Genomic DNA, 22058 nt, shown 5'->3' on the forward strand with positions numbered 1-22058 from the left:
CTCGGCCAAAAAGTCACTGCCGCTGAGTTGGCTGCCGTCAACATCAAGCGACACGACTTCCATGGCGACTGGAATTACACTATTTCACCAGCACAAAATGGAACACTTATTTTGTGACAATCCCTTAGTCTGTCTGATGGTCCATCGTTGGCCTGAGACCTGGGCGAACTTGCCGCGCTCGACGGCCTGGTACCTCAAGCCCGAGGCGACCTTCTCAGATTGTCTGGCTTTGGTGCGACGGCGCATTTGGGGCGAAACCTATTTCGACACCTCAGCTCAAAACCCAGACCCCGTGCTCATTTCACCCCAGCGCCTGGAGCCTTTGCTCGATCAGCTTGCCGCAACGGCCTGAGCGGGCTGAGCGGGCTGAAAATGGCCAAAGTCGAGGGATAACGAGCGATCATTGAGGCGAGGGCGGCAGCATCAAAGGGGAGGTGTGGATCGGCCATCGGTTCAGGTTCTCCTTAGGTGAGGATCGCCACCGCATTGGAAATGCGATGGCGGTGGCAGGTAATGCGGCGCGCATGCGACCTAGGCGGCGTCTTCCTTGCGTCGCACGAGGGGGAAGGCAATAACATCGCGAATCGAAGCCGAATCGGTCAGCAACATCACCAGCCGATCCACGCCAATTCCTAAACCGCCACAAGGCGGCATACCGTACTCGATCGACTGAAGGAATGCCTCGTTATGGGGCATTGCCTCGTCATCCCCGGCATCGCGTGCTTGTGCTTGTGCTTCAACCAGGGCACGTTGAATCATCGGGTCATTTAATTCGCTGTAGGCATTGCTGAGTTCCATCCCGCAGGCAAACGACTCGAACCGTTCGATCAGGCCCTCGCCATTGCTTAACCGACCCTGACGATCCTGCTTGCACAACACGGTTGAACGGGCGGGATGTCTAACCACATGACAGGGTTGAATCAGCGTGGGTTCCACATAGCGCTCAAACAGCTCCAGTACTAGAAAGTCCCATTCCTGATCGATCTCGATTGGGACATGCAGGCGATGCCGGCGCAACCGCTCGCGAAGTCGTTGGGGATCGTGTTCGCCCTCGCTGTCCAAACCAGCTTGTGTGAGACGCGCGAGCAAGGCCGCCTCATCCAGGGTCTCGAGGTTGTACGCATCGGCTAAGCCACGTTCAACTATGCCGGTACGCAGCGCCTCGGCATCGAGCTTGGCTACGTCCAAACCAGTCGCTGCCGTGACAGACTGGAGCATCTCCACGCGCGGCCAGGGCGGGGTGAAGTCCAGCATCACCCCTTTGAAGGGTGCTTGCGAAACGCCATGCAAGGCCACGCATGACTGGCTAAAGAGGCGCTCGGTTAAGGCCATCATCGCGGTATAGTCGGCGTAGGGAACGTACACTTCAAGACTCGTAAACTCGGGGTTATGGCTGAGATCGATCCCTTCGTTGCGAAAATTCCGGGCAATGGTATACGCCCCTTCTTCAAAACCGCCGACAATAGCTCGCTTCAGTTCGATCTCGGGACTGATGGCGAGGAAGACCTCTTGACCGAGCGCATTGACGTAGGTGACAAACGGTCTGGCTTCAGCGCCGCCAAAATGGGGATTGAGATAGGGCGTCTCGATCTCCGTGTAGCCACGTTCCGCAAAGATAGCGCGGAGGCACTGCAAAATTCGGGCGCGTTGTCGCAACACGCGACGCTTGCGCCCAAACAGCATGGCAAGCTCAGGTTGGCGTGCGGCCAGTTCCTCGCCCACGGGTTCGGCCGCGCTCTTGAAACTAGGCAGCGGGCGCAACGATTTGGTCAGCATCGTCAGTGCATCGACGCGCAAGGTTGGCTCACCCGTTCGTGTGTATACGGGCGTTCCGTGTGCCCCGATGATGTCGCCTAAATCGATGTTTTCGATCACGGCCAGCGTCTGAGGATTGCTATCCTGGCGCGGTACCATGAGCTGCAACCGAGCGCCATCACGGGCGTCGCCAAGATCGATAAACCACAGCTTGCCATGGCGACGGATCGCCTGAACTCGTCCAGGCACACTGAGCGCTTCGCCCGCCTGCACCAAGGCCGCGAAATCGACCGCCTGGATCTGTTCAAGGCGATGGCTCACCGCGAAAGCATGTGGGTAGGGATCGATGCCCAGATCCAGCAACTGAGCGCGCTTGTGCTGGCGTTGCGCGATGAGATCGTGTTCATCAAACTCCGCAGGTTGTGCGGAGGCAGTGGAGTTTGAAATCGAGGCGTTATCGTTCATAGTCATTTCTCAATCATCAATGATGGCAACCGTATTCAGCTCTAAATCGGCGGATCCTTTAAGCACACCACCCAGACGACGCACGGAGCGCAGATACTCAAGATCGTCACTGCGCAGTCTCTCGCCGGCGATGACGATCGGCGCCCCCGGTGGATACGCAGCCAGGGTTTCGGCGCTGACGCTGCCAACAGCGTCGGCGACAGGAACCCGGCGTTGGGCGCGGCGAGCCGCTAGAAAGGCCTGTCTCGGCGTCAAAACCATGCTCGGCAGGCCATCTGGAGGGTGCAGGCCCGTGCGCGTTGAATGGGGCTTAACGTTGGCGGCCTGGATGATCTCGGTCAAGGTCGCCAGGAACGAGTCGGTAGCGGCTTGGCTGGTTGCACTGGTCAGAAGCAGCAAAACATGGCGATCCGTACTCATCTCCGTAATGTGTCCCGCCGCTTCCAGTTGGTCAGCTAACGTGTATCCAGTGAGTCCGGTTGCGCTCACATCCAGACACACTCGCAGTGGATCGCAAGCGGCAACGCCGATCTGAGCCGCCAGATCGATCACGCGGCAACCGGGGAGGTACGACAGGCGCTCGCGCAGGTCTGCGGCAAGATCAACGGCTCGTTCCCAGCGATCTGTCTGCTGGACTTCCGCGAGCGCCGGCTCGATGCTGGCCAGGATCACGGTAGAGAAGGACGTACTAATCACCGGCGTGGTATCGATCAGCTCCTGCAGGCGAGCGTCGAGCTCAGGGTTGTCGCCAAAGCCCAGCAACACGCTAGATTGACTCAAGGCACCGAGCGTTTTATGGAGCGAGGTCGTCATTAGATCCGGTTGCATCTCCTCAATCGCCGGTGCCAAACGCGGGCTGGCCCGCAGATGGGCACCGTGTGCCGCATCGATGAGTTGCCAACAACCCGCTGCTCGCACTTGCTTGCGGATTCCGGGCAGATCGGGTTGAGCACCGTAGTAATTTGGCGCGGTTATTAACACTGATCGTGCTTGCGGATGGGTCGCGAGCGCCTGTTCGACATCCGAGGTCAAGGATACCTGAGGCACGCCACGGTCTTGGTCGAAACGTGGCGGCAAGTAGTGCGGAGTGGCGCCTCCCAAGACAAGCGCACCATACACTGAGCCGTGGCTGTGTCGATCCATGATCAGCGACTCGCCCTCGACGGCGGCGCTGAGTACCATGAGCGTGTTGGATGCGGTCGTGCCATTGGTGCCTAACGACAGCCGGGTGCTACCATAGAGACGTTTTACTGCGGCGGTCAGATCGCCCACCGCAGTTCCTAGCTGTGGATGGAAAAGCGAGCCGAGGCGGCTGTAGCTGACATTCAAGTCCAAGTCGTAGGCGCCGCGCAGGCGGCGCTTGATCCCACTCAAGGTATCATGCTCATGCTCATGCTTAAGCGGCGACGCCATGTTGGACAACCTCCGTTGCGGCTTGCAGCTGGGTGGACTTATTGTGCCCGGTTGAGAAGTCGACCTTCCCAGTCAGGCGTATCAGCTTGAATCCGAAGAATCCCTCTGACAACGATTTGTGATTGGCCTCGGCCAATGCCTCTAGCCGGTCTAGAGCAAAAAACAGTTGCTCAACCTGACGAATCACAAAATAAATGTCTTCTACGTTTGCGCTACCCTCTTGACACTCTTGATCATTGGCAAAGGCATTCAGCTGCCGAGGCAGATTGTAGAGCATGCCCTTGAGCACCTCAGTGTCTTGGCGGCGACGTGCGTCCGTACTGGTCGTATACACACTGCCACCATCCCAGCGCTCGTCGTCCAACCGTTTTCGTGGAGTCGTTTGGTTGATCATTGCCTAGCCTCCGCTCTGTTGTGTACCGGTCGTGTCGAGCATGGTGTTTTCATGCTCGATATAGATAAAAAACCAAGGCATCCTATCGATCAGGGCACTATCCTGGAACTTATCAACAGGTAGACCGATCATGACCATAGCCGCAACTGGTTTGGCGCCCATAGCATAGATATCACTGATAGCGTTCGCCGCAACAACTAGACCGGAATCCAAAGGGTTCTCTACAGGAGCCAACTGGAAATCTGTTGACATGACCGCGTTTTCGTCTCCAAAGAGAACATCCGTGCGGATTACAGCCGCATCATCCTGTGTGGTGTGATCAACGGTGATACCAGCCCCTTGATGCTGACCAAGGCCTTTGAGCATTTCACCAAGGAGAGTGGAATTAACTTTGCAGGAGCAGCCGCCTTGGACCGTCATTTCGCAGAGGTTTGCAAACATCGATTCAACCCTCGTGTAGATCTAATCCGAAACACCAGACGATAATCATGATAGGAGGAGGTTCGGGGGAAGTCAACAAAAAAAATAGTACGTTTTTTGTTGAGTGAGAGCGCAGGCTCACGCTGGCCGGAGATGGTCCGCTAAGCTCGACCTGCTCTCAGCACAGCCAGTTCGTGTAGAACATCGACCACACGACCAGAACATCTAACCCGAAACACCAGACGATAATCATGATACTCATGGTTCGCTCATTTTAGGGGCTGCATCATCGGATTCCACACACAGGTCTTGATAAACGCTCGCTGGGAATCCGCTCAGGTCAAGAATGCGCGACTGCACGCTGTTTAGTGGGATCATACGGTGCCATTGTGTGCCACCGAGGCTGACCACGATCAAGGTGATGCCCGTAAAAGTCTTGAGCATCCTCTCAGCCGTCGGGCGAGCCGTGGCCCGTTTTGGGTTTCCCTCGTAGAGGTGATCGAGCGTTTCGTTCTTTGCCTGCAAGGCCTCGCGAACCGTAAACTCGACCAAGCACAACACGCGCAGCGCGATGGAAAGCAGACGGATGAGCCCCTTGATGCGGGTGCTCGAGCAGAGATAGAACGGGGTCAAGCCCAACGACTTGCCGCGCAAGCGTTTGAAGCCGCGCTCAATGAGGTATTTTGCTCGCGATAGGCCAGCACCGCCTCCTCCAGGTCAAGCGCGAGGTCGTTGCTCACGAAGACACGCCAGCCCAGCGCGCGCACATGCTCGTCATAGGCCACGGGGTCACCAATGGCCTTTACAGCAACCTCAACTGTGGTGATGTTGCGAGCGGGGCGTGCGAGGTAGGCACGTTTATGGGTGGTGTGGGTTTCCACCTCAATCTCGACGCACAACACGTTTGTAACCTGATGTCGGCTCAGGATCGCGTCGGAAGCAGCGCGCATCTGGGCTTCGTTCAAACGCTTGCGTCCGCGCCCACGCTGGTTGAGCAAGGTGATCTCGCGCTCGGCCTGTTGTAGGTGTTGATCCAAACGCGCCTGTTGTGCAGCGGCGTGCTTGAACGATTGCACCACCAGGCGTTGCTCCTGCCACTGCAAACCCTCGGCGCTCGTGAGCGTGACCCGATAGGAGAAGCCGTCGGCGATGTGTTGAGGTTGATCAGAGGCTGTCTCAGGGGCGCGATGCACGGGCGTGAGCGCCTGCTCCCCCGTCCACACGGGTGCGAGCAAGACGCTCAGGGTGGCCTTTGGCATCTGAACGGCCGGTAGCGGGCACAAATAACGGTCATGACATCCAGCCACGTCGGCGCGAGTGGCGAGCGCCGCCATCTTGCAGTCGCCGACATAGAGTACGCCTGGGCGCTGGAGCGTCGCCTGAACCTTGCGAATCTCCGGCACGTACAATGGGTCGTCGGCCTGCTCGCCGCTGACCACAGGGGTACTCAACGGCAATCCCAGCGGATCGAGAGCCGACTGATTGACCTTCAGTTGCACTAGATCGGGGCGATGCTCTTTGCTATGACCGAATTGGAACAGCCCCTTCGGCGTGACATCCACGTAGCTTTTTGCGGTGGTGCTGTCGATGCGCACGCGCCGAGCCTTGAGGTCGTAAACCCGCAGGAGCTGTGCGTTTTGCGCCCGCTCATACGCTTCCCAGGCCGCATCGTTACCACCCACATGATCGAGGACGAGGCCCAGGCGATCATCACTGACATCAAGTTCCCGCATCCCGGGGATGCCCAAGCACAGCCGCAAGGTCATCATGAGTCCGGCCACCCAGCCCTGCACGGCGTTCAGACGGTGATCCCCCTCGCTGAGAATGTAGGCCAGCCACACCACCACTCGGCCCAGGCTCAGCCCTTGCCAGTTTCCGTGTGTCGGGAAGTGTTTGTCCAACAGCGAGACGACCTTCATCTTGGCGAGTTGCGCCAAGAGCAGCGGGATGTCATCGACGCGCTCAAGGTGAGTGACTGTGGGAGTGGCGTTCATGGGGGCGTGACTCAGAAGTAGTAAGTGGTCGCAGCTTGCCTCATTTTTATCAGCGCGGGGTAAAATTAAGCGAACGATGAGTAATACCTCAGTCGGCCAGAACTGGAGTCTGAAACGATTGCTCAACGATTTTGAATCTTCAAGCCTGAGTCGGTAATCATCCCTGATGGAACCCCCACAGCCATCGCGCTGCTTTCACTGCGGTCTGCCAATTCTGCCGACGACTGCTGTGCAGGCGTGCATTAAGGGTACGCCGCGGGCGTTCTGCTGTCATGGCTGTGAGGCGGTGTGTGCGGCTATTCATGCCGCCGGGCTTGAGGGCTTTTATCAGCGCACGCCGGAGGGGGAGGTGTTTAGTCCGCCTCCGGAGCTGCCGCGTCAGCTCGACTTTTACGATCTTGATGAGGTGCAGCAGGCGTTTGCCGAGGTGGCGGGGGATGCGCGCGAGGCGCAGCTCGCTGTCGAGGGCATTCACTGCGCGGCTTGTGTCTGGCTGATTGAAAATGGTCTCTCCAGCCTGCCGGGTGTGCTGGAGGCGCGGGTCAATCTGACCGGTCGGCGACTGCGGCTGCGCTGGGATCATGCGCGCCTGCCGCTGTCGCGGATTCTGCGCCGCCTCGGCGAGCTGGGCTATGCGGCGGTGCCTTTCGATCCGCGCACGGCGGAACTCAGCCTCCAGCGTCGCCATCGCGCCCTGCTGTATCGCCTGGCCTTTGCTGGCTTTGCGGCCATGAATCTGATGTGGATTTCCATCGCTCTCTATGCCGGGGCCGATCAGGGTGAGTTTCGCACTCTGTTTCACTGGGTAGGGTTCTTGCTGGCCACGCCGACGTTGATCTATTCGGGCGGGCCTTTTTTTGCCGGTGCTTGGCGTGGATTGCGGCATGGTCATCTGGACATGGACTTGCCGATTGCCATCGGTGCCGGGATCACCTATGGCTTGTCGCTGCTGGTCACCCTGACCGGGCAGGGCGCGGTCTATTGGGACACCCTGGTTAATTTTCTGTTTGTAATTCTGCTCGGGCGCTATCTGGAGGCGCGCTCGCGGCGCGAGGCGGTTTCGGCTACTCAGCGCCTGCTCGATCTTCAGCCTAAGGCCGCCACCCGGCTGAGCGCGGATGGCGAGCCCAGTCTGGTGCCAATTCGCGCAGTGCGGGTCGGTGATCGGCTGCTGGTGCGGCCTGGCGAGGCGGTGCCGGCTGATGGGGTGGTGCAGAACGGCCGCAGTCAACTCGATGAATCCATGTTGACTGGCGAGTCCGCGCCTGTCCCGCGCGGCCCCGGCCAGAGCGTAGCCGCTGGTACCCTGAATGGCGCTGGTGCTCTGGAGGTGCGGGTCACTGGCGTGTTGCGTGACACCCAGCTTGGGCGGATTCTGCATCTGGTTGAGGAAGCCCAAGCCAGCAAGGCGCCCATTCAGTCGCTGGCTGATCGGGTGGTGCCCTGGTTCGTGGGCATCACCCTGTTGTTGGCGGTGCTGACCGGCGGGCTCTGGTGGTCGGTGGATGCGACGACGGCGCTGCTGGCTGCAACTTCGGTGTTGATCATCACCTGTCCCTGTGCCTTTGGGCTGGCGACCCCGATGGCGATTGCGGTGGCCACCGGCAGCGCAGCGCGCCATGGCATCCTGATTAAGCATGGTGCGGTGCTTCAGCAGCTATCCACTGCCACCCAGGTAGTGTTCGACAAGACCGGCACCCTGACCCGAGGGCGGCCCACTGTGGTGGCGCTGCTTGATGAAACGGGTCTGTGGCGTGCCGATGACAAGGACCAGCCACTCAGTGCGGCCTGGCGGCAGCGGCTCGCCTGCATCGCCGCATTGGAGCAGCGCTCCGAGCATCCGCTGGCGCGAGCGCTGAGCGACTTTGCCCGCCAGCAGGGGGTGGATTTTCTGGCGTTGCCGGTCGATGACTGGCGGATGCAGCCGGGGCAGGGTGTGGCTGCGCGCGTGGCGGATCAGCAACTGGTGCTGGGGTCAGCGGCCTGGCTGCAAACGGTTGGAGTCTCGCGCCAGGCGCGGCTTGCGCAGACGGCGACCGGAGACTGGCCTGGAGCAACGGTGCTGCATTTGGCGATGGACGGTCGCGAGGTGGGGCGGCTGCTGCTACGCGATGATCTGCGTGAGGATGCGCGCGCGGCGGTGCATGCACTGGCTGCGGAAGACATGCGGGTGTCCCTGCTGAGTGGAGACGCCCAAGCGGCTGCGACGGCCATCGCCGCGCGTCTCGGTGGTATCGAAGCCCTGGCCGAGGTGCGCCCGGAGGGCAAGGCGGCGGTGATCACCGGCTTGCGCGATGCCGGGCAGCGGGTGGTGATGGTCGGTGATGGGGTGAACGATGCCCCGGCTCTGGTCAGCGCCGATGTCGGCATCGCCCTGGGCAGCGGGACCGATGTCTCCATCGCCAGCGCGGACATTATTCTAACCGGCAATGAACTGCGGCGTGTGCCCCAGGCGCTGGCACTGGCGCAGCGCACCCTGATGACTATTCGTCAGAACATCGGGCTGTCGATTGGGTACAACCTGATTATGGTTCCCCTGGCCATGGCCGGGCTGATCACCCCTCTGGTAGCGGCCATCGCCATGCCACTGAGTTCGCTGGCCGTGATTGGCAATTCAACACGGATTGCCCGAGTGTTTGGGCGTGCTGTCGATTAGGCGGCTTAATTCCGTCGCTCAATGGACGCGCAGACAATGCCCTTGTCCATCACTCGCCGCTGCGCGCGAAGGCGATCCCCCTGGTGCAGCTGCCGCCACAGCGGCTCTTTGATCGGGCAGCGTTCGCGCCGTCCCTGTTGATCGGTGAAGGTGACTGAATACTCGGACAGACGCCGACCGGGACGCTCACAGCCCAGACACTGGCCTTCGCGCAGCCCGGAGACGATAGGCCAGTGCGGCTGACGATCCTGGCCCTGGGCGACCAGTGAGCGGGCATACCGCCAGCGATCCACAGTGAAGCGGCATTTATCGTCATACACCGGTTCCTTGCGGTAATTGGTGGTGCATGAGCGGCTTTCGCGATAGGTGCCATCACCCTGATCGATGCGCCGGGTGCGGCAGGTTTCGCCATCGGGGATTTTTCGATACGAACGCACCTCGCGCGCGTGATCCACCCGATAGGCATCGGCAGGTATGCTGTCACACCAGGCGCTGTCACGCACGCTTTGATAGCGCTCGATCTGAATTTCCTTCTTCCAGCCAGTGGTCTCGACGCTGGCCTGGATCTCGACCCGCCAGAAGAAAAAGATCAGCCCGATCACCACAAGCAGCGCCAGGACGCCCAGACCGGCCCACAGCCAGGGGGAGCGGCGTTGAGGCTGGGCGGAGGATGAAGGGGCTGACGGTACCGATCCTGGCTGGGACTGTTGGCGCACCGGGGCACTGGCAGCAAAGGTTTCACCCGCGTTGCGGCTTTCGCGAGCGGCGCGTTGCACCTCAGCGGCTTCGGATAGGGGCGCGCCGCATTGCTGGCAAAAGCCTGACGCCGCCGCATTAGGCGTAGCGCAGGCTGGGCAAAGGCGGTCGGCGCCGGTGTAGACATGATCGCGCACCGCGACCTTTTGCGCGTCGGAGGGGAAATAGCGTTGTTCGGCCTGCTGGGGCGAGCCGCAATTGGGGCAAAACCGATGCGACAGGCCCAGTAAGCCCGAGGTGCCGCAATAGGCGCAGTCCCACAGCATTTCATAGGTATCGCCATCGCGGTCTGGCTTGGACATGATCCGGTCTCCGAGCGCGGCTGGAAAAAACGGTGGTATCAGGCCGGAGGCGGCGGTGGCGGCACCTGCGCGAACAAGGGTCGCAAATCATTTTGATCGCCGGCGCGCGCCCAGCCAGCCATGCCGTTTGTCCATACCATAATGTCAGGGGTCAAATGCCCTTGAGCGACCATCTGGCGCAATTGTTCCAGGTTAAAGGGCCCCTGAGTTTGACCATTCCGGGCCAGATGGTAACTGGGCGTCGCCGGCGGTGGTGGTGGCGGTGGCGGTGCCATGCCACCCGGAGTCGGAGCTGGAACCGGCGCTGGCGTGCTGGGACTGGGTTGAAAGACCTGATTGACCCGCTCGGCCATCGCCAGCCCAGATCCCAAGGCGAAGCCCTGACCGCCACCACCGGGTTGACTGCCGGCCTGGCCGATGGCTTCGGCGGTTTGATATTTAAGATATTGATCGAGATTGCCCAACGCGCCCATGCTGGAGCGGCGATCCAGCGCCTCGGTGACCTGCTCGGGCAGGGAAATATTGCCAATGCGAAAGCCGGTTAGCTCCAAGCCATAGTTGGCAAACTCGGGCGCCAGGTGCGTGGTGAGAAAATCGCCGAATTCATTGTAATTGGCGGCCAAATCGAGGGCGGGGATGCGGCTTTCACCCAAGGCATCGGTAAAGCGGGTGATGATCAGGTTGCGCAATTCTCCGGCAATTTCATCCGTGGTAAAGTGCCCGTCGGTGCCCACCACCTGGCGCAAAAACTGCTGCGGTTCGCCAATGCGAAAGGCATAGGAACCAAAGGCGCGCAAGCGCACCATGCCAAAGTCGGCATCGCGCAGCATAATGGGATTGGGCGTGCCCCATTTCTGGTCGGCAAAGATGCGGGTGCTTACAAAGAGCACATCGGCCTTGAAGGGGCTTTCAAAGCCGTACTTCCAGCCCTGCAGACGACCGAGGATGGGCAGGTTGCGGGTTTCCAGGGTATGGGTGCCGGGGCCAAAGCTATCAGCGAACTCCAGCGCCTCGGTATCAAAATGCGCCTTGAGTGCGCCCTCATTGAGAAAGAGCACCTGTTGGCCCTCGCGCACGATGAGTTTTGCGCCCTGCTTGATGGCATGATCCTCACGTTCGAACCGATAGAGCAGGGTATCGTTCGAGTCGTCGGTCCATTCAATGATGTCAATAAATTCGTTGGCCAAAAAATCGAACAAGCCCATGCCTGATGCCCCCTGTTGAAGCGATGGTCGCTGAAAATGCCGGCGCCTGAGCGCACGTTAATTGACCGGCCTAGGCTTGGCAAGTGAGACCCGACGCTCGGGTCGCGGCCGCCAACTCTGTTTTTTTCCATCCACTTGATTGAAGGAACCACCATGAGTCAGCGTCTTAATCAATTGTACGAGGCGATCCAGGGTCAAACGACCGCCGATGGCCTGACCCTGAGGGCGGAAATGCACTCCGAAGGTGCCGAAGGCTTGCGTCTGTGGGTGCAGGATCGCGAGGAATTGCCGATTCTGCTCACCCTGGATGATGAGCAAATTCTGGTCTCAACGGTGCTATGGCGCGAGGCCGACATTCAACCCGAGCGCCGCACCGAACTGCTTGATGTGCTCTTGACCCTGAATTTATCCATGCCTCTATCATCCTTCGGCAAACTCGGCGATCAATATCTGCTGTTCGGCGCGCTCTCGGTACGCGCAACGGATGCGGAGATCCTAGAGGACATTACCGCGCTCAGTGATAACACCCTGAGCGCACTGGATCTGGCGGCTGATTATTTATATCCATCACGATAACAAGGGGACACATCCATGGCATTTTGGTCCAAGTTAGTCACCGCCGTGCGCGGTGCTGTAAACGAAGCGGGTGAAGCCGCTGTCGATAGCCAGGCCTTTCGCATTCTCGATCAGGAAATCCGTGATGCCGAGGAAGCGCTGGGGCTGGCCAAGCAAGATTTGGCCGCCGTTATGGCAGAGCACATGGGCGTCGAACGGCGCGTGCAAGCCCTGCAGGAGTCCATCACTCAGCACGAAGGCTACGCCATGCAGGCGCTCGACAAGGGGGAGGATCTCCTGGCTGGCGAAATCGCAGGGAAGATCGCTGAATTTGAACAGGAACTCGCCGCACAAAGCGCCATCATGGACGGGTTTACCGAGAATATCCGCCAGCTCAAGCACTCCATCCGTCAGACCGAGCGCAACATCAAGGCAATGCGACGCGAGGTTCACATGATCAAAGCCACCGAGGCGGTGCAAAACGCCAACGATGCCATTACCACCCGTCATGCCGGAGCGACCAGCGCCGCCACTTCCGCCAGTGAAACGCTCGCGCGCATCAAAAGCCGCCAACAACAGCGCGCCGATCGCGCCGCTGCCGCGCGCACCCTGCATCAGGAAGAGCAGGGCGCCGATCTGCACGCCAAGCTCCAAGCGGCCGGTATTACCCCAAGCGGTACAAGCTCCGCCCATGACATTCTGGCGCGGCTGAAGCAGCGGGGGGCGGCGAAAACCTAAGGTGGGATAACATCTGCCGGCGTCTGCGTGGCTGGCAGCAACCCCTTGGCATGCAGTGCCTCCAAAACCAGCTGTTGTCGCAAGGGCAGGTCTTGTGCGTCGCGCGTATCGAGATTGAGCGCGAAGACCCAGGTCTCGTCGGGCCGTTGCAGATAACCGATGTACCAGCCAACCCCCGGCGTGCGCCGGGTCGACCAGCCGGTTTTGGCATACAGCCGGGCGCCCGGAGCCTCACTGGAGCGCATCACAGCCTCAAGCGCGTCGTAGGTGGACGGCTGGAAAGGAAGGCGGCGCGTTACCAGCTGTTTCAGGAAGGCCACTTGCCCGGCAGCGCTGATGGTCAGCGCGCCGTCCAACCAGAAGGTATCGACCGCGAAGGGCACGTGCAGCTGTCCGTAGCCGATCTGCTGGATGATGTCACGGTAAGTCTGGGTGCCAATACGCCGCGCCAGCTGCTGGTAGCACCAAACACAACTGACCTGAAAGGCACTGCGCAGGGTTTGATCCTGATTCCAGGCGGGGATGGCATATTCAGTGCCATCCCAGGGAATGGGCGCCTCGGGATCGGCGATTACGCCGTTCTCGACGGCGATCAAGGTGTTCAGCACCTTAAAGGTCGAGGCCGCAATGAAGGGCTGGGTTGCACGCCCCTGGTTGTGCACCATGCGCTCGCCACTGGTGACGGCTTCGATAATCAGGGTGCCCTCGACACCGGCTTGGGCAAACAGCTCTGCAATCCTGCTATCCTCCGCAGCGACAGCGTTGGAAGCGGCAGACAGGATGGCACAGAACAGGATGCTAAACAGGGGCAGGCGCATGGTCAGCGGTGGGTCTGGCTGGGGTTGGAGGCAGGCAGCGGCTGGCAGTAAGGGGTGAGGCTTAGAATGCAGGAGCGCAGATGGAAGTTATTTATGGTCTGATTCCCGGGATGCTGTTGCTCGGCCTGGCCGCAGTCGCTGTGCTGTTCTGGGCGGCGCGCAGCGGACAGTTCGACGATCTCGAAGGCGACGGGCAGCGCATCCTGATGGATGATGACATCAAGCCCGCCGATCCGCGCCGCTTTCCAGACGCCGATGCTGAAGATTGAGCGATCTCTTGGTCGCCCCAGGTCGCTTTGGCTACAGTGACTGGACCAGCTCCAGTATGCGCTGGGCGTGCCCCTTGGGCTTGACATCGTAGAGGGCGTGGCGGATACGCCCACCTTGCTCGATGATGAAAGTCGAGCGTTGAATACCTACCCGACTGACGCCGTTGACGACCTTCTCGCGCAAGACATCATAGGCTGCACAGACTTCGCCCTCGGTATCCGCAAGCAGCAGCAGGGTAAGCCCATATTTGTCGCGAAAAGCCCCGTGGCTGGCGCAGTTGTCGCGGCTGATGCCAGCCAGATCGGCGCCGGCGGCCTCAAACTCAGGATGCAGGTCAGTGAACTCCAAGGCTTCCATGGTGCAGCCTGGGGTGTCGTCCTTGGGATAGAAGCACAGAACAAGATGTCGGTTGGCCCAGAGTTTGGTGCTGTCCACGACATCCATGTCGGCGTCGGGCAGAGAGAATTCAGGGGCGGTGTCGCCAGTTTGCAACATGAGTTGGAAGGCTCCGATGGCAAGTGAGTTGTTGCGGTTCCCATAGTTGCGGAATGTAGGGGGCCTTGGGTTGCGCGTCAACTGTCTTGCGCCGACGGGTGCGGTATTGCGCAGGGGCGGCAGGGGTTTGGCATGAGGGTGGGCAGTCCATCGTGGCGGATCCGCTGCGGTGGGCTTTTTTATATTCGTGTTGCAAACAACGAATCGACGGTTACGCAATCAGGGCCGGCGGCAGTCAATTGTCAATTGCGAATAATCAATACGAAAGAACTGTGATCTTGTTCTGGCAGCTCGGTTACAATTTGTTACAATATTAGTATATAAGGAAATAACAGAGTAGCCTTTTTCGCGGATAATCAACTGCATCCGCTGAAGGTGCCCTGAGTTTAGCCAGGGTTTGACGAACATTCCGGAGGACTATAGATGATTTTCGATGCATTGACTATCGGCGGACTCTTGGTTGCGATTGTATCCGGCGGGTTCCTCGTCGGCGTTGTCAGTCATAACGGAGCCAAAACCCGGGATAGCCGCCGTAGCTAAGCGGCCGGATCCCAACAGTGTCTGATGGTTTTCTTATCGGGTAGCAAGCCTATTTGCCGTTTCAGTGGTCGCTACGACCGCTGCAACGGCTTTTTTTGTGCCCGCGCTGCACAATGAGACTTAAACGGTGCCAGGCTGAGTGCTGGCCGGAAAGACTGCGCTTGATATAAGGTTTTTTTAAGTGGATAAATCGCACATCAGGCGCATTTTGCCGTCTTCGACATAGAGATCCGTGGAGGCTTGCAGCGTATTGTCCGGGTCGCGTTCCATTGCGGTTTTGGATTGCTCCACCAGCGGGGCAAAAATGGCTTCCGCAGTGCTGGGTGGCGCGTCGAATTCCACCAACATGACGTGAATGCCGTTGCCCTTGCCAAGACCAAACTGGATTTGTTTGACCGGCACCTGATGCCAGGTGCCATGGACCGGGATGGAGTACATACGAAACTCGTCTTCGTCTGCAACACTGATGGAACCCAGGGCCGATTGTAGCTGGGGATCCAGGGTGCGAATGGCTTGCTGCGGATTGGGCAGGGTGCGCCAGAAGCGCTCCAGAATGTCGTTGTAGTGGCACTGATGCTCGACGCCATCGAGCAGGGAAGCGAGATCGACGGCTTCAGTTTGAGGAGCGACGGGGCTGGGGGGCTGGTCCTCAGCTTGGGCGAGTGCCAGCGGCGCGGCCAGCATGAGTGCACATAGGTAGTGGATGCGCCTGGGTTCGAAACAGCACGCACCGGAATCTTGCTTCGGCTTCATAAGCTTTACTATTGCAGGCGGCAGTTGAATAACAGTGAACGACTTCAGGTGAGGCGAGGCGGGCTAGTTTACGCCAAATGCTCGCCTCTGTCACTGTGACGCAACTGTTGCCAAAAAGCCAAGGCTTCGCGGCGGGAAGCTGCAAGATCAATGATTGGTTGCGGATAGTTGCCGCCCAGTCGCACGCCAAATTGTTGTAAGGCTGCGACAGGCGCGGTCCAGGGCTGGTGCAGATAGCGCTGGGGCAGCCGGGCCAGCTCGGGGCACCAGTGCCGGACGTAGTCGCCTGCGGGGTCGAAGCGCTCGCCCTGCCGGGCGGGATTGAAGATGCGAAAATAGGGCGCGGCATCCGCACCGCAACCGGCGGTCCACTGCCAGCCCTGCGTATTGTTCGCCAGGTTGGCATCCAGCAGCGTGTCCCAGAACCAGCGTGCTCCGCTTTGCCAGGGGAGACGCAGATTTTTGGTGAGAAAGGAGGCCACCACCATGCGCACGCGATTGTGCATCCAGCCGCTGTGCCAGAGTTCGCGCATGCCGGCATCGACCAGTGGAATACCGGTGTGGCCTTGCTGCCAGGCTTGGAGGAGGTCGGATGGGGCCGGATCGCGCCAGGGGAACTCGGCAAACAGCGGGTTCAGGGGCGCAAGGTCCGTCTGGGGAAAGTGATACAGCAGCTGGACGCTAAATTCACGCCAGCCCAGCTGTCGCACAAAGGCGTCTGTTGCCTGGCTGTCGTGATCCAGTGCCCGAATGGCGGCCAGGATTTGGCGTGGTCCGATGTCGCCAAAGTGCAGATGCGGTGAGAGTCTTGAGGTGCCGACCGATCCCGGGTGATCGCGCGCCTCAGGGTAATCGGCCACAGCCTGATCCAGAAAACGGTGCAATTGCTGTTGAGCGCCGGCAGCACCCGGCTGCCAGTGGGTCGCAAAGGCCACATCCCAACCGATGCGAGGCAGCAGACCGAGTGCATCCAGGGGTTGTTCAGCCAGGCTGGATAGGGCAGGCGTCGGCAGCGCGACCGGCGGTAATTGCTCGGGAGCCAGTTGAGGCGGCGGAATGTCGGCGAGCCGGGCCTGGCAGCGTCGCCAGTAAGCGGTGAACACCTTAAAGGGTTGCTCAGCGGAGGTCTTGACTTCCCAGGGCTCAAACAGCAGGGAGCTGTTGTGGCTTGCGCAGCGCATACCAGCGGCCCGCAGTTGCTGCTTGACGTGACTGTCGCGCGCAATGGCGGCTGGTTCGTAGCAGCGATTCCACAGCACCGCGTCGATGTGTCCATGCGCAGCCATGAGCCGGTGCAGGCAGTCGAGGCTCCCGCCCTGCATGATGAGCAGGCGCGAACCGCGTGCCCGCAAACTGTGATCGAGTGCGGTCAGGCTGTGATGCAGCCACCAGTTGGAAGCAGCGCCGGGCGCCCAAGGCGCTTCTTCCTGTGGTGCGTGGATATAGAGCGGCAGGAGGCATTCGTAGCGCCTGAGCGCCGCGAGCAGCGCCGGATTGTCATCCAGGCGCAGGTCGCGGCGGAACCACAGGATAGCGGTGGTTGGCACGAAATCAGCGGTCAGTCGGCGAAGACTTCGGTGAGGAAATCCTGCATCAAGGCCCAGGAGCGCTGATCGGCTTTGGCATGGTAGGCAACATTGTCGATGCCATAGTCAGCGGCATTGGGATTGGTGAACGCATGGCGCGCACCGCCGTAGGCGACGAATTCCCAGTCGGCATCAATGGCTTCAAGTGATTGCTGAAAGGCAGCGACCTTTGCGGGAGGGACAAAAGCATCGGCCGCGCCATGAGCCGCCAGCACGCTGGGCTTCAGGGTTGTCAGATTCTCCGGTGCCGGCGGCAAGGAGCCGTGGAAGCTCACCACGCCGTCGAGGTCGGCACCGGCGTAGGCCATTTGCATCACAGTGGCGCCACCGAAGCAATAGCCCACGGCGGCGAGGCGCTCGGCATCAACCTTCGGATCGGCGGCGAGAATCTCCAGTCCGGCCAGGGCACGTGCTTGCCAGGCCTCGACATGCTCTGTAATCTGCTGCATCCAGCCTTTGGCATCCGGGGCGTGGGAGGTGACCCGGTCATCACCATACATATCGATGGCAAAGGCGACATAGCCGAGTTCCGCCAGCATGCGCGCGCGCTGCTTGGCATAATCGTTCAATCCCCACCATTCATGCACCACAATGACGCCGGGGCGCGGCTGTGTGGTATCGGCGGGATAGTACAGATAGCCAGTCAGTTTGGTCTCACCATCCTGATAATCGACGGTTTTGCTGTGGATCGATGCAGCGGATGTTTCGGTGTGGGTGCTGTCGGAGCTGTTGGCACTGTCAATAGGGCGGAGGCTGTCAGCCTGAGCCGTGAAGGCCAGCAGCGGCAGGAGCAGGGCGGTCAGCAGGCGTGGCGTCAGGTGCATGGCATAAGATCCTCTTGTCGTGGGTTGGTTGTGTTCTTGATGTAGGATAAAAAACTAAACGTGCTAATTAAATATGGCAGGATAAATCCTGATGCCAGAATAGTTGGGGCGCCAGACGCGGTTGCGCAAGGACGCGTTCAGGCGGGCACAGGGTTGGAATTGACTTGAAAGGATATGCACAGTGATGGCTGAATCTGATGTCCCCCCGCCTGGGCGCTCGCCCGAGGAGACGGAATTATCTGCCGGAAAAGACGCGTCATTCTGGTCGCGCGCGGGGACTGGTGACACCGGCGCCGGGCGTGTGCTGCTGGTGGTAAATCCGAGTGCCGGTGATCGCGAGCAGGCCGAGTCTGTTGAGACGCCACTGGTGGCACGCTTGCGCTCCGGTCTAGCGGTGCAGGGCGTGCAGCTGGACACCTTGTTGTTCGATCCTCAGGGCTTTACGTGGACGTTACGGGAGTACCTGAGAGAGCATCTGGAGGCGCGTCAGGGGGATAATCTGCTGGCGATCTATATCTTCGGCGGTGATGGCACTGTGCTGGCTGTGGTTGAAGCCCTGGATGGCCAGTCGGTGCCTATTGGCATTGTGCCCTGTGGCACCATGAATTGGCTCGCACGCGATCTGGATCTGCCGCTGGATCCCGAGGCGGCGGTGCAGGCGCTGCTGGCTCCCCGCACGCGACAGATTGACGTCGGCTGGGTCAATGGGCACGTCTTTCTCTGTGCCTGCATGCTGGGCGTGGCCCCCTTGCTGGCACGCTATCGTGAGCGTTTGCGCGAACGGTCGCGCTGGTGGCGTTGGCCAGCAGTGTTTTTTAAGGCGCTGCAGCTGTGGGGACGCTATCCGCATTTGCGCATGACGCTGGTGACGGATGATCCCTACCAATACCGGCGTCATCCGCATCAGTTGCGCTCGCGCACCTTGGTGGTGGTGAATAACCGCATTGACCGCTTGCTGCGGCTGCTGCCCTATCGACCCCAGTTGGATGCCGGCGTGCTGGAACTCTATGCAATGCGGCGCGCGACCCTACGGCGCTTGCGCGCTCTACTGGGGCATCTGATGTCAGGTGATTGGAACATGGACGATGTGTTGTTGATGCAAACCGGCCAGGCTATGCGTGTGGAGCTGGCGGGGCAGGGGACTTTGTCCGTGTTGCTGGATGGGGAAATCCGGCACTTGCGCACACCACTGCGCTTTAGCATTAAGCCGCGTGCGCTGACGGTGCTGGTACCCCCGGCGGTGACCGCCGAGGGCGGATGACAGCCTAACCGTGCGAGTTCGCTAACAACTTGAAGATTTTGAAGTTGATGATCCAGAAGCGGAAAAACTGCCAAATAATCGAGGTGCGGAAATAGCGCGTGAACCGAGTGGGAACCGGCGGATAATAAGCCTGCTGGTAGGGCTCACGGTTTTTCACGGGATTCTGATCGGCTTCGGGTTGGGAGGGAACTCCTGCTTTAGTGGTCATTGCATTGACTCCGAATGCTGTATGTTGTTCCTAGGAGGATCGGCTTTTTAGATGGCCGGTCTTTTGGGGCGTCAATCAGGCAGCAAATGCCAGCCGGGACCCAGCTTGGCCTGGTAGATGAAGACATGATGCAGGATGTATTTCATCCAGTGGCCAGCCAGGCCAATCTCACCAAAGGTGAGCTTCATGTCGCGACCATACTCCGGATAGGTTTCATAGTCTGGCACCACTGGGAACACTGTCATGGTGGCCGCCGTGCCTTTGAGGATGTCAGAGCCGGTCGAGGCCACGCAAGCCGCGCCGATTTCGCCCATGGAGGCCCGATGGGTGGGCTCCGGGGCGCCGTTGAGCATATCGTGAATGCTGCCAGCAACGGCCCGCCCCATGGAGGCCGAGGGCATGCCGGTGCGCGGCGGGGTCGGGCTGATCTGGGTGCCGCTGGGGGATTTCATTACCTTGCTGATCGGATGCGGCGGAGCAAAGGCGATGCCGACGGCGAAGATATTCTTATAGAGCGGGTTTTGATAGGTGCTTGGCCAGTCCGCTTTGCTCCAGTCCTCAAAGGGTTTAGGGGTGTAGTCGGCATCCACCTTCATCATGCCGTTGGGAGCGAACAGCTGATCGGTGATGTCACTGTCGTCTTTCCCATAGGCTTTGATACCCACCCCGGCGAAGGGCGGAATCAGCATGGCAAAGTCGAAGGCCAGCTCGCCCTCCGTGCCATCCAGGGTTTCATAATGAATGGTGCCCGGCTCGATTTTGTTGACATGAGCGCGGGTGATCCACTCCATGTCGCGCTCGACCATGAGGGATTCAGCAAAGACCTTGCCGTTGGTCAGATAGCCTCCACGGGTGATGTGCACCCCGCCCATGCCAAAGTCGCCGAGTTCGTACTCATTGCTGATCCATACAATGCGTGCCTTATCGCGCACCCCGCTGCCGCGCAGCTCGTGGTCGATATTGTAAATGTACTCGAAAGCCGCGCCTTGGCAGGTGCACATACCATGGCCGGTACCGACAACAAAGGTGCGCTGTTCGCCGCGTTTGAGGGCAGCGATGTTTTCTTGCAGCTGGTTGTTGGCCTCAATGGCATGCTCAGGTGTGCAGACCGAGGTGGTATAGCCGCCCTCCGGACCCAGCCCCGGAGTAGCGCCAAAGTTGAGTTTGGGCCCGGTGGCATTGACCAGATAGTCATACTCGATCGTGTCAGTCTGACCAGCACGCGCTGGGTCAGTGTATTCAATGGTTACGAAGGATTGGGACTGATTGGGACCACCTTCGGGATGAATGGACACCGCTTTGGCTTGGCGAAAGTTGATGCCAAGTTTGCGGTAGACCGGTTCGAGTTCAAAGACGACTTGCTTTTCAGTCATCACACCGACACCGACCCAAATGTTGGACGGAATCCAGTTCCACTTCGATTTGGGAGAGACAACGGTGATTTGATGCGCACTGCCTTGCAGTGAACGGCCCAGGTAACGGGCCACGGTATGACCGGACAGGCCGGCGCCGAGGATAAGAATTCGCGCCATAATCCAAGCTCCATAACGGTTGAAAAGAACCTTTGACGCTAGCAAGTCTGGCGGCGCAGGAAAACGATCTGAGTCAATCTTTAGTGAAAAAAATGCCTTGGTGCTTACAGCGTTTTCTGTATTCTTCCATTGAGTTTGTGTGGAATTTTGATCAGGATTCTCCGACGACTCCAGACGGGGTTCAGGTCACGCGCATGCGCTCGTAGTAGCGGGCGCGATAGAGCAGGCGCGGCTGTTCGCCATCGCTGAAGCCGCTGCGGGTATGGAGGACGTTGTTGCTGATTAGTCCCCAGCCGGATTCCAGTTTGGCGTGCACATGCCAAGAGCTTGGGGTACGGAGCAGCTCATTCAGACACTCAACCGCTGCTGTGGTCGCTGCGTCTTCGCGCCAGTGAATGTTGCGCGAGCGCTGCGTGAAGCGCATGTGCAGGCTGCCGTCAACGGCCACCGAGAAGACTGGTCCGCTGCGCTCCGGGCGTCGGATCTCGCCTGCGACCACATGGGCTGGGATGGTCATACAATCCGGCGTCATCAAGGCGCGGATATGCGCGGGATTGCGGTCGCGGATCAGGATATACAGGATTTCATGATCGAGCAGATCATTCTCGCCACCCTCCTGCGCGGGATGGACGCAATGCAGCAGCAGGCCGCGAATCCAACGGTCTGGATGATTGTAATAGCCGTCGGTGTGCCAGGCGATGGGACGGTTGGAATAAGGGATAAATTCTTTATGCTGCGCATCTTCGTTGACAGTCAGCGACGTGATGGCGTCCTCATCAGCCCCGGGATTGTGATCCAACGTGTGCAGGCCAAAACTTCTGCCCATGTTGGTGGGAATGTCCTTGCTCGGATTATCTCCCGCCCGGCTCACATAGATGGCCATATTGGCTCGTTGGCAGCGTTCCAGCAGGGCTTTGTGCTCGGCGGGCTTCAGGTCTAAGGGATTGTTGATTTCCACGACCAGCTCATCAAGAGTGCGCGGTGTCTTGGCAAGCTTTTGTTCGCGCCATTGCTCATAGGCGCTGTCGTGGTCAAGATCGAATGGGGACTGAGACATGGGGGAGATTCCTGCCAAGCTGGGGGGAGAGGAGGGCGCAGAGGGGGCACAGTATAGCGAA

Annotated in this window: 20 protein-coding genes and 1 pseudogene; 6 read left to right on the plus strand and 15 right to left on the minus strand. The window is 59.7% G+C overall.

All coding sequences use genetic code 11. The annotated features are described in order from the left end of the window. Nucleotides 1-97 precede the first annotated feature (97 nt). Nucleotides 98-352: a hypothetical protein gene (locus CKO36_RS08130; RefSeq protein WP_200283162.1), complete on the plus strand. Its 255-nt coding sequence runs from the start codon at nucleotides 98-100 to the stop codon at nucleotides 350-352. Nucleotides 353-531: 179 nt separating this feature from the next. Here CKO36_RS08130 and CKO36_RS08135 read toward each other — a convergent pair whose 3' ends face one another. The 5 genes and pseudogenes from CKO36_RS08135 to CKO36_RS08160 all read right to left on the minus strand — a co-directional run bounded on the left by CKO36_RS08135 (nucleotide 532) and on the right by CKO36_RS08160 (nucleotide 6441). Continuing rightward, nucleotides 532-2118, minus strand: coding sequence for a lysine--tRNA ligase (locus CKO36_RS08135; RefSeq protein ID WP_200283165.1), 1587 nt, complete (start codon nucleotides 2116-2118; stop codon nucleotides 532-534). Between the two features lie 111 nt (nucleotides 2119-2229). Then, entirely contained in the window at nucleotides 2230-3633 is a 1404-nt protein-coding gene (locus CKO36_RS08140; protein ID WP_200283168.1) for an aminotransferase class I/II-fold pyridoxal phosphate-dependent enzyme, read from the minus strand. Next, a complete protein-coding gene (locus CKO36_RS08145) occupies nucleotides 3617-4027 on the minus strand; it encodes a hypothetical protein (RefSeq protein WP_200283170.1) in 411 nt (136 codons plus the stop codon). Before CKO36_RS08145 ends, CKO36_RS08140 begins: the two co-directional genes overlap by 17 nt. A gap of 3 nt (nucleotides 4028-4030) precedes the next feature. Next, on the minus strand, nucleotides 4031-4468 hold the full coding sequence (locus CKO36_RS08150; RefSeq protein WP_200283172.1) for an AIR synthase related protein: 438 nt from the start codon (nucleotides 4466-4468) through the stop codon (nucleotides 4031-4033). 237 nt (nucleotides 4469-4705) lie between these two features. Beyond that, nucleotides 4706-6441: pseudogene (locus tag CKO36_RS08160) on the minus strand (IS1634 family transposase). 166 nt (nucleotides 6442-6607) lie between these two features. On the opposite strand from CKO36_RS08160, the gene CKO36_RS08165 reads away from it, so the two are divergent. Continuing rightward, on the plus strand, nucleotides 6608-9097 hold the full coding sequence (locus CKO36_RS08165) for a heavy metal translocating P-type ATPase (protein WP_200283178.1): 2490 nt from the start codon (nucleotides 6608-6610) through the stop codon (nucleotides 9095-9097). A 5-nt stretch (nucleotides 9098-9102) separates the two neighbouring features. Here the strand turns inward: CKO36_RS08165 and CKO36_RS08170 are convergent, their stop codons facing one another. Continuing rightward, nucleotides 9103-10155 carry a zinc ribbon domain-containing protein gene (locus tag CKO36_RS08170; protein ID WP_200283179.1) on the minus strand — a complete coding sequence of 351 codons (1053 nt, stop codon included), beginning with the start codon at nucleotides 10153-10155 and terminating at the stop codon, nucleotides 9103-9105. A gap of 38 nt (nucleotides 10156-10193) precedes the next feature. Next, nucleotides 10194-11360, minus strand: a complete 1167-nt coding sequence (locus CKO36_RS08175; protein WP_200283181.1) for an SPFH domain-containing protein — start codon at nucleotides 11358-11360, stop codon at nucleotides 10194-10196. 153 nt (nucleotides 11361-11513) lie between these two features. On the opposite strand from CKO36_RS08175, the gene CKO36_RS08180 reads away from it, so the two are divergent. Both CKO36_RS08180 and CKO36_RS08185 read left to right on the plus strand, forming a co-directional pair. Next, nucleotides 11514-11936: a DUF2170 family protein gene (locus tag CKO36_RS08180; RefSeq protein WP_200283184.1), complete on the plus strand. Its 423-nt coding sequence runs from the start codon at nucleotides 11514-11516 to the stop codon at nucleotides 11934-11936. Nucleotides 11937-11951: 15 nt separating this feature from the next. Further along, entirely contained in the window at nucleotides 11952-12653 is a 702-nt protein-coding gene (locus CKO36_RS08185; RefSeq protein WP_200283187.1) for a PspA/IM30 family protein, read from the plus strand. Here CKO36_RS08185 and blaOXA read toward each other — a convergent pair. Next, complete coding sequence (gene blaOXA / locus CKO36_RS08190) at nucleotides 12650-13471, minus strand: class D beta-lactamase (RefSeq protein ID WP_200283190.1); 822 nt, start codon at nucleotides 13469-13471, stop codon at nucleotides 12650-12652. The two genes, CKO36_RS08185 and blaOXA, sit on opposite strands and share 4 nt — an antisense overlap. Before the next feature lie 80 nt (nucleotides 13472-13551). On the opposite strand from blaOXA, the gene ccoS reads away from it, so the two are divergent. Next, nucleotides 13552-13740 carry a cbb3-type cytochrome oxidase assembly protein CcoS gene (ccoS, locus tag CKO36_RS08195; protein WP_200283192.1) on the plus strand — a complete coding sequence of 63 codons (189 nt, stop codon included), beginning with the start codon at nucleotides 13552-13554 and terminating at the stop codon, nucleotides 13738-13740. A gap of 31 nt (nucleotides 13741-13771) precedes the next feature. Here the strand turns inward: ccoS and CKO36_RS08200 are convergent, their stop codons facing one another. The 4 genes from CKO36_RS08200 to CKO36_RS08215 form a co-directional block, all read right to left on the minus strand. Next, complete coding sequence (locus CKO36_RS08200) at nucleotides 13772-14236, minus strand: peroxiredoxin (RefSeq protein ID WP_200283193.1); 465 nt, start codon at nucleotides 14234-14236, stop codon at nucleotides 13772-13774. A gap of 717 nt (nucleotides 14237-14953) precedes the next feature. Further along, nucleotides 14954-15529: a hypothetical protein gene (locus CKO36_RS08205; protein ID WP_200283195.1), complete on the minus strand. Its 576-nt coding sequence runs from the start codon at nucleotides 15527-15529 to the stop codon at nucleotides 14954-14956. Nucleotides 15530-15597: 68 nt separating this feature from the next. Next, nucleotides 15598-17076, minus strand: a complete 1479-nt coding sequence (locus CKO36_RS08210; RefSeq protein WP_200283197.1) for an FAD-binding domain-containing protein — start codon at nucleotides 17074-17076, stop codon at nucleotides 15598-15600. Nucleotides 17077-17087: 11 nt separating this feature from the next. Next, nucleotides 17088-17939 carry a dienelactone hydrolase family protein gene (locus CKO36_RS08215; RefSeq protein WP_200283199.1) on the minus strand — a complete coding sequence of 284 codons (852 nt, stop codon included), beginning with the start codon at nucleotides 17937-17939 and terminating at the stop codon, nucleotides 17088-17090. A gap of 184 nt (nucleotides 17940-18123) precedes the next feature. On the opposite strand from CKO36_RS08215, the gene CKO36_RS08220 reads away from it, so the two are divergent. Next, nucleotides 18124-19200 (plus strand): diacylglycerol/lipid kinase family protein, encoded by a 1077-nt coding sequence (locus CKO36_RS08220; protein WP_200283201.1) that lies wholly within the window; start codon nucleotides 18124-18126, stop codon nucleotides 19198-19200. A 4-nt stretch (nucleotides 19201-19204) separates the two neighbouring features. Here the strand turns inward: CKO36_RS08220 and CKO36_RS08225 are convergent, their stop codons facing one another. The 3 genes from CKO36_RS08225 to CKO36_RS08235 form a co-directional block, all read right to left on the minus strand. Continuing rightward, the gene (locus CKO36_RS08225) at nucleotides 19205-19408 is read right to left on the minus strand and encodes a hypothetical protein (RefSeq protein WP_200283203.1); all 204 of its coding nucleotides are present in this window, start codon (nucleotides 19406-19408) and stop codon (nucleotides 19205-19207) included. A 71-nt stretch (nucleotides 19409-19479) separates the two neighbouring features. After that, nucleotides 19480-20940: an NAD(P)/FAD-dependent oxidoreductase gene (locus CKO36_RS08230; protein WP_200283206.1), complete on the minus strand. Its 1461-nt coding sequence runs from the start codon at nucleotides 20938-20940 to the stop codon at nucleotides 19480-19482. Between the two features lie 181 nt (nucleotides 20941-21121). Continuing rightward, a complete protein-coding gene (locus tag CKO36_RS08235) occupies nucleotides 21122-21997 on the minus strand; it encodes a TauD/TfdA family dioxygenase (RefSeq protein ID WP_200283222.1) in 876 nt (291 codons plus the stop codon). Nucleotides 21998-22058: the final 61 nt, after the last annotated feature.

It is taken from the genome of Rhabdochromatium marinum, from assembly GCF_016583795.1.
Lineage (GTDB): Bacteria > Pseudomonadota > Gammaproteobacteria > Chromatiales > Chromatiaceae > Rhabdochromatium > Rhabdochromatium marinum.

Bases quoted from the DNA above. Each gene is read 5' to 3' on its own strand.
- blaOXA (WP_200283190.1), bottom strand. From the start codon at position 13,471: ATGCGCCTGCCCCTGTTTAGCATCCTGTTCTGTGCCATCCTGTCTGCC.
- CKO36_RS08215 (WP_200283199.1), bottom strand. From the start codon at position 17,939: ATGCACCTGACGCCACGCCTGCTGACCGCCCTGCTCCTGCCGCTGCTG.
- CKO36_RS08230 (WP_200283206.1), bottom strand. From the start codon at position 20,940: ATGGCGCGAATTCTTATCCTCGGCGCCGGCCTGTCCGGTCATACCGTG.
- ccoS (WP_200283192.1), top strand. From the start codon at position 13,552: ATGGAAGTTATTTATGGTCTGATTCCCGGGATGCTGTTGCTCGGCCTG.
- CKO36_RS08150 (WP_200283172.1), bottom strand. From the start codon at position 4,468: ATGTTTGCAAACCTCTGCGAAATGACGGTCCAAGGCGGCTGCTCCTGC.
- CKO36_RS08175 (WP_200283181.1), bottom strand. From the start codon at position 11,360: ATGGGCTTGTTCGATTTTTTGGCCAACGAATTTATTGACATCATTGAA.
- CKO36_RS08205 (WP_200283195.1), bottom strand. From the start codon at position 15,529: ATGAAGCCGAAGCAAGATTCCGGTGCGTGCTGTTTCGAACCCAGGCGC.
- CKO36_RS08145 (WP_200283170.1), bottom strand. From the start codon at position 4,027: ATGATCAACCAAACGACTCCACGAAAACGGTTGGACGACGAGCGCTGG.
- CKO36_RS08130 (WP_200283162.1), top strand. From the start codon at position 98: ATGGAACACTTATTTTGTGACAATCCCTTAGTCTGTCTGATGGTCCAT.
- CKO36_RS08185 (WP_200283187.1), top strand. From the start codon at position 11,952: ATGGCATTTTGGTCCAAGTTAGTCACCGCCGTGCGCGGTGCTGTAAAC.
- CKO36_RS08220 (WP_200283201.1), top strand. From the start codon at position 18,124: ATGGCTGAATCTGATGTCCCCCCGCCTGGGCGCTCGCCCGAGGAGACG.
- CKO36_RS08180 (WP_200283184.1), top strand. From the start codon at position 11,514: ATGAGTCAGCGTCTTAATCAATTGTACGAGGCGATCCAGGGTCAAACG.
- CKO36_RS08235 (WP_200283222.1), bottom strand. From the start codon at position 21,997: ATGTCTCAGTCCCCATTCGATCTTGACCACGACAGCGCCTATGAGCAA.
- CKO36_RS08140 (WP_200283168.1), bottom strand. From the start codon at position 3,633: ATGGCGTCGCCGCTTAAGCATGAGCATGAGCATGATACCTTGAGTGGG.
- CKO36_RS08200 (WP_200283193.1), bottom strand. From the start codon at position 14,236: ATGTTGCAAACTGGCGACACCGCCCCTGAATTCTCTCTGCCCGACGCC.
- CKO36_RS08170 (WP_200283179.1), bottom strand. From the start codon at position 10,155: ATGTCCAAGCCAGACCGCGATGGCGATACCTATGAAATGCTGTGGGAC.
- CKO36_RS08225 (WP_200283203.1), bottom strand. From the start codon at position 19,408: ATGACCACTAAAGCAGGAGTTCCCTCCCAACCCGAAGCCGATCAGAAT.
- CKO36_RS08165 (WP_200283178.1), top strand. From the start codon at position 6,608: ATGGAACCCCCACAGCCATCGCGCTGCTTTCACTGCGGTCTGCCAATT.